4 protein-coding genes are annotated in these 5,758 nt (G+C 30.9%); all 4 read left to right on the top strand.

Annotation, left to right across the window (positions count from 1 at the left end; translation table 11 throughout):
• A partial coding sequence (locus tag AB1Z17_RS07055) for a hypothetical protein (protein ID WP_368051094.1) occupies nucleotides 1–1,865 on the top strand: 1,865 nt, incomplete at its 5' end.
• Nucleotides 1,866–1,881: 16 nt separating this feature from the next.
• Nucleotides 1,882–2,937: a zinc ribbon domain-containing protein gene (locus AB1Z17_RS07050; RefSeq protein WP_368051093.1), complete on the top strand. Its 1,056-nt coding sequence runs from the start codon at nucleotides 1,882–1,884 to the stop codon at nucleotides 2,935–2,937.
• A 10-nt stretch (nucleotides 2,938–2,947) separates the two neighbouring features.
• On the top strand, nucleotides 2,948–3,619 hold the full coding sequence (locus AB1Z17_RS07045) for a zinc-ribbon domain-containing protein (protein WP_368051092.1): 672 nt from the start codon (nucleotides 2,948–2,950) through the stop codon (nucleotides 3,617–3,619).
• A gap of 5 nt (nucleotides 3,620–3,624) precedes the next feature.
• The coding region (locus AB1Z17_RS07040; RefSeq protein ID WP_368051091.1) for a zinc ribbon domain-containing protein at nucleotides 3,625–5,758 on the top strand (2,134 nt) is incomplete at its 3' end.

The raw sequence follows: 5,758 nt of genomic DNA, 5'->3' as shown, positions 1-5,758 counted from the left end.
CTAATGTTATAAAAGCAAGCTATTATTGGGAAGCGCCGCTAAAATTCCCTGGTTTTGGTGATTATTATAATTTATTATATGAAGTAAAAGCTCCAGCTACACACGGTACTCAAAATCCAGAAGCATATAATAAGGTTATAAAATTGGTTGTTAGAAGTTATGGTATTGGCGAAGAGTTTCCTGAGTGGAATATTGCTTATAAAAATTGTAAAGATACTATATGGGAATATATACCCGATTCTAGCCAAAGAAAAGATATGCTGGCGAGATTGGAAGCCCATAAATACAAGTTAGATGTAGAGGGATTGGTAAAATTCCGTAATATGATATGGAGCATTGCTCACGATTTGCTGATTAATAAAAGAGATGGATATTTGTCCATTGCCAATTGGTGTGATGCAATAATAGATACACTAGATTGGGTAGTATGGATGGGAGATTTGGCTTTTCAAATACTATTGGCAACATTTACAGGTCCAGGAGGAGCCCTAGCTGCAAGCACTTTTAAAGAAACTTTTCTTACCATTGTAGCTATGGTTATTGAGGGTAAATCTTTTCAAGATTTTATTGACCACGAAATTAAAACTCTTGAAGAAATGGCTTTTAGTGTTGCAAAGGGAAAAGCTATCAATACTCAAAATATTGAACGTGTTTATAAAGGGAGTAAATGGAAAGTTTGGGCGCTTTTTGCAGGTGCAACTTTTGCAGCATTTTATTACAAAACTGGATCTATACCTGAAGCTGCTAAAATGACAGCTCGTGAATTACGTGATGAAGCCATAATTCGTTTTCTAAGTGTAGAAATGAATAAAATAAAAACACAAAGAGAAGTAAACAAGACTGACGAAAATAAGAACCAATCAGGCGATAACGATGCAGAGAAAACATCAAAAATAAAATCAAAAAGAGTTCAGGAAAAACTAAATGAGCTGCAACAAGAAATTCAAACAGATAAATTAGGCACAAAATATATTGATAAAAAAAAGGTGCTACAAATAATGGAAGATCCTGCTTTGGTACGTACTATAAAAAAACATGGTAGTCCTGAACTTAAAAAAGCTTTCAACAGATCGAGAAAAAAAATATATGATCAACATGATAGGAGACTGATAGAGGAATTGGCTAAAGAATTAAAAATGGATCCTAAAAATTTAGAAGTGGATGATTTTAGAACACCAGGAGACACAAGTGATACTATTAATACAGATAGAGATTATCGAGTAGTGAGAATAGTAAAATTAAAAAATGGGAAAGTAGTTAAAATTGAAGTATCTCGAAAAGTATTTGAAGCCAAATCGCAACGTATTTTTGGTGAATTAACAGACAAGCCACCACATATTTCGGATGCCGATTGGGCGGCACGTAAACAACAGTTAGCTACTGATTTTACTTGTGAAGAAGCTAATATTGATTACTCTGATCAAGGGATTGACCCAAAAACTGGAGAAAGAACTCAAGGTAAGCCTAATATTATAGATGTTAAGGATGGAAAATCGGTTTTAAAAAACCCTGACAGTATGGGCGACATGTATACTAATAAAGTAAAAAATGCGGGTGAACTTCCAGAAAAATATGCTCAAGCACAAAAAGCCACCAACACTATTAAAAAAGTGAAACAAGGTTATGAAAAACAAAATTTTAAAACAAAACCAACAAGTAAAAAATTAGAAAATGCCATGAAAGTTATAGAAGATCAGCCAACTGATGTAGATATGACTCCAAAAAAAATGGAACAAACCCATAAAAAATTGCAAAATTTGGGTTACGAGAATGGGCTAGAAGAAGTAATGAAAGATGTTAAAAACGAATTTAAATCATTAAAAAATCTTCCTAAAAAAAGCATTTTAGAAAGAATTTTTGGTTAAAAAACGAACAAGTATAATGGAATTATTAGCTACCGAATTTAAAGAACTTGCTCTTAAAGCGGGTTTATCTGATGAAAGACTTATAAATCTGATTGGAGAAGAATTCTACGAAATGGAATTAGCCTTAGATCAAGATTTATCATGGAGAAAGTTACCGTTTTTAGAAGATCTTCAGGCTAATTTTAGGGTGCTAAAAAATCCTATTATTTCATTGGAATATAAAAAGATACAACGTAGAACAGTAATTCAAACTTACCAATTGTATGGAGATAAAACAGGTGAAATAGTATCTCTTTTGGGTACAACATCTCAAAACACCATACGCTTCGAAGCTTTTAACAATTATTCAGATTTTGAACATTTCGCCACAAATGCTTTATTAGATTATCCAGCTATGGATTTTCAGAATACTTCAATTAGGCATTTGTCTGCAGATGCATTTCATGTATTTGCACTTTTAGTAGAACTTTTTATCGAAAAATATCCTGCACCAACACAAGATTGGGAACCAGATGAACTATTAACTTTTACAACTGATAGTTTAACACGAATTATGCAAGATAGCAATTTGTGTACTCATGAAAATACTTGGTGGCAACATTGGAAAAACCTTACAAATCAAACAGATCTTACTCAAGAGACATTAGAATTGGGTATAGCACAACTAGCGCATAAGGAATTGATTGGATATATAGATGAAGTAGAAGGACAAGATGTTTACTTTATTGGTAAAGAGTTGACTTGGTATTTAAGAGGAATTGTTTGGTGGGACAAAGGATTTATGCTCAGTAATTCAGCGAATAACACACAGTTTATTACTATAGCTGCATCCGCTTTGTTTGTAATTGTTACAGAAGGCGATAATGATTTCAGTATTTTTAATATAGATGGCAAAACACTTCAAAAATATTTAAAAAAATATATAGAAATTGGGGTTAATCCTATACAAGAACAAGCCACTTTGAACGAAGAAGTACTTAATAGTTCTAAACCTATTTTCTGTTCTCAATGTGGTAATAAATTAAATGAAGGTGCACGATTTTGTTCAAATTGTGGATATAAAATAACTTAAATAAAAAAATATGGCTTTTTGTACACAATGCGGAACAGAGATTATTAAAGGTGCTAAATTTTGCACAGGTTGCGGAGCAAGCATTTCAACTCTAAAAGAAGATATTGAACCAGATAAGAATAAGGATGCTGCTTATAAAGATACAATGCATAAAAGAGTCTCAAAATCTTTAAAAGATAGCCTTAAAAGTTCTGTAGAAGAGCCGCGTTCAGCAGGAACTGAGGCAAAGAAATTTGTAGAAAATGAAGCAAAAAAAATTATAGAAGATGGTTTTTCAAAAACTAACAATAATGCGCCTAAACCAACACAAGAAATAACAAATAAAGCTACTAATAAAACAACAAGTAAAACTTCTACAAAAGGTCAAAAATGGATCTTATTTTATATTATAATAAACATTCTTCTTGTGCTTTTTAATTCGGGAAGCGATGAAATTACTGGAGTTATTATATTTTCTGTAATAGTTGGGGTTATTTATTTTTTCCGTAAGAAAAAGGAAAAGCCTTTTAATATAATTGCAAAGATAGTTTTGGTGTTGCAAGCAATTCTTGCATTTTCATATATAATCCAATTGATACAGTTTGTGGGGGCGGATGTGTTGTTTATAATTGTTATTATATGTCTTGTGCTGTTAATTATTATAAATGTGAAACTTATTGTTAGTGGTAATAAGAAAAGTTAATTAGTATGGAATCAAGTTTTTGTTCAAATTGTGGTGCTAAAATTTCTGAAGGTGCAAGTTTTTGCGGAGCATGTGGCGAAAAAGTGCCTTTAATAAAAACAACTAAAAATGTTTGTTTTAACTGCGAATGTTCTGTAAAAGCGGATGATAAATTTTGTCCTGAATGTGGAGAAATGCTTAGTAATGAAAAAAAACAAACAGATTTTAATAAAGAGGCAATTAATAAACCAAAAGCAAAAGTTTACAAGAAAGAACTTAAAAGTACCGTTACCAAACCGATTTATTCTGAAAAAAAAGAAAAGCCAGGTTGTTTTAAAAAACTACTTAAAACAGTATTATGGATTGTTGGAATTTTGGTTGTTGGTTTAACAATATTATATTTTATTGGAGATGCTGAAGAAAATCTAATTGTAGATAAAACAACAACAAAAGCTGAACTAGAATCAACTATTTCAGAAGCAGCAATGAAATTACCTGCAATTAAAGTTCGTAAATCTGATCTTGTTCTTGCTGAAACAATTAGGTATACAATAGCTCCTAAAAATGAATTTCAAGAAATTAACTATGGTAATAAAATAAAAGTTAATATTCCAGCTGGTTTTAGTAGTTTTGAACAATCACTTGCAATAAGTAAGGCTTCTGTTAATGAAACTATAATGGTTGAAGATCGTAAACCATTAGTTTTGGTTGATCTTACGCTCGATAACGGTGAGCAACCAAAGAAACCAGTTCAATTATCATATAAATTTGATACCAATGAATTAAATCCAAATTTAACTATTGAAGAGCAATTAGACGCTTTTCGTTGGGATGAAGAAGGTGGTGGTTGGGTAAGTTTACCTGTGCATATTGATAAAGAAAATAATATAGTTTCTGCAATTGTAGATCACTTTTCTCCTATAGGTTTTTTTTCCACGCTAATTGATGAAGTAGTAAAAACTAATGATAAAATAAATGAAAAATTTGAAGAACTTAATGAGCGTATATGGAACAATATGTATATTACTCCAGAAGGAAATTTTAGAATTTATTATTCAAAAAGTACCATAGAAAATAGTCTTCATTTTAATAATAAAACTTGGAAACATACCTTTACAAGATCAACTTATTCCTATAATAAAGAGTATCCAAATTACATTCAAGATATGGGCTATTTCTTGGAAACCAGTTTAAAAAGGTATGTTGAAGCAGGCTTTTCAAATCCAGCATCTGATAAGCAGATGTTTAACAGTACTTATAAAAATCCTATTTCGGTTAAATTAGACTCTTATTATTCTAAAGTTTCTAGTTTTGAAAATCCTCTTTCTAATAATTCACAAGGTTTACCAAGTTATGAAAAAATTTACGAAAGACTACATATACCATCATTTGAGACTTCAGATTATAAAAGAGCACAAATTGTACTTGCTCATGAGCTATTTCATAGAGTACAAGCTCAGTATTATGGAGTTTTAGGAATGGCTAGACCAGCCAATAATTGGTTTATAGAGGCAACAGCTGAATACGCAGCTTATGAAATTGCTTGGCCAAGTCAAAAAGATAAAATGTCGAATTTTACTGGAAGCGACTACCTTAGATATTCAATAAATTCTTCAGGTAGTAAAAAAGGACTTGGAGGTAAAGGTTGGACAGACCAAGGGTATGAATACAAAACATCTATTTGGATAAAATATTTAGTGGCATCTGGTATTAAACTTAAAGATCTAATTGAATATGATGCTGCAGATTATTATAAACCACTTTATAGTCAGCAAAAATTTTTATGGAATTCTTTAAAGATTAGTATTGGAAATTTATATAGCAAATTTTCTTTTGAAATGTTATTTTCTAAGAAAAGCCCATTAAGCAAATTTGATTTTAACCTCGATCTTGCAACTAATTTTAACAATTGGGATATTGAAAATACTAAAACAATATCTCAAGAATTTAATATGCCAAACAAGTTTAGTGCGCAAATGGGTGGTGTAAAAGTTAACACTAAAAAGCAACAAGCTAAATTAGTACTTATAACTTTAGATGAAAAAGAAGTAATAGGGCAAACTGTTGCAATAGTTATTGTAAATGAAGTTTCAAAAAAAACAACTACTATTGGAACTCTATTTAAAGAAGAAGACAAAAAACTTGTTTCAGTAAATAATG

The organism is Lutibacter sp. (assembly GCF_040883305.1).
GTDB lineage: Bacteria > Bacteroidota > Bacteroidia > Flavobacteriales > Flavobacteriaceae > Lutibacter.
Note: the sequence above shows the minus strand (reverse complement) of the source record. Positions and strands in the feature narration are given on the sequence as shown.

What these genes read in the sequence shown, in the direction of transcription:
- AB1Z17_RS07050 (WP_368051093.1), top strand. Translation starts at nt 1,882, where the DNA reads ATGGAATTATTAGCTACCGAATTTAAAGAACTTGCTCTTAAAGCGGGT.
- AB1Z17_RS07045 (WP_368051092.1), top strand. Translation starts at nt 2,948, where the DNA reads ATGGCTTTTTGTACACAATGCGGAACAGAGATTATTAAAGGTGCTAAA.